This window comes from Fundicoccus sp. Sow4_H7, assembly GCF_052115865.1.
GTDB lineage: Bacteria > Bacillota > Bacilli > Lactobacillales > Aerococcaceae > Fundicoccus_A.
On sequence record NZ_JBQKME010000036.1, the window covers coordinates 1 to 410 of the forward strand.

The 410-nt window shown below is 31.7% G+C and carries 1 protein-coding gene and 1 pseudogene; one reads left to right on the forward strand and one right to left on the reverse strand.

Going from position 1 to position 410, the window contains the following annotated elements; genetic code table 11:
• Positions 1-111 (reverse strand): annotated as a pseudogene (locus ACTQ54_RS12430) (transposase); the annotation flags it as partial.
• Positions 112-238: 127 nt separating this feature from the next.
• Here ACTQ54_RS12430 and ACTQ54_RS12435 point away from each other — a divergent pair.
• Positions 239-410 (forward strand): helix-turn-helix domain-containing protein (locus ACTQ54_RS12435; protein WP_441757254.1); only part of this gene is annotated, 172 nt, incomplete at its 3' end.

A 410-nucleotide genomic window follows, 5' to 3' on the forward strand; every position in this document is an offset into this window, starting at 1 on the left:
CATTAATAAAATACGATCTCTAAAATAGCTGAAATTGCGATATCCATAAGCATTTCTTTTTAGTACTTTTATTTTATTATTAATACCTTCTAACGGTCCATTTGTAAGGCCAGTATAAGTAGGCGGATTTTATAATGAAGTAGCCACTTCAAAAAATCCAACTAAATAAAAAAACGCCATGTGAATTTCATGTTATTATTGAAGTTACCACACTCTCAATAGATAAGGATGAAATCACATGACGTATACTAATACTAGCACATCATCACATAAAGGCAAACTTCTCACCTATGAAGAAAGGTGTCAAATTTCAATTTTGGTACATGAAAACTATTCAAATCGTCACATTGCTAAATCCATTGAACGTGCCCCACAAACAATCAACAATGAAATAAAACGTGGGACAATTC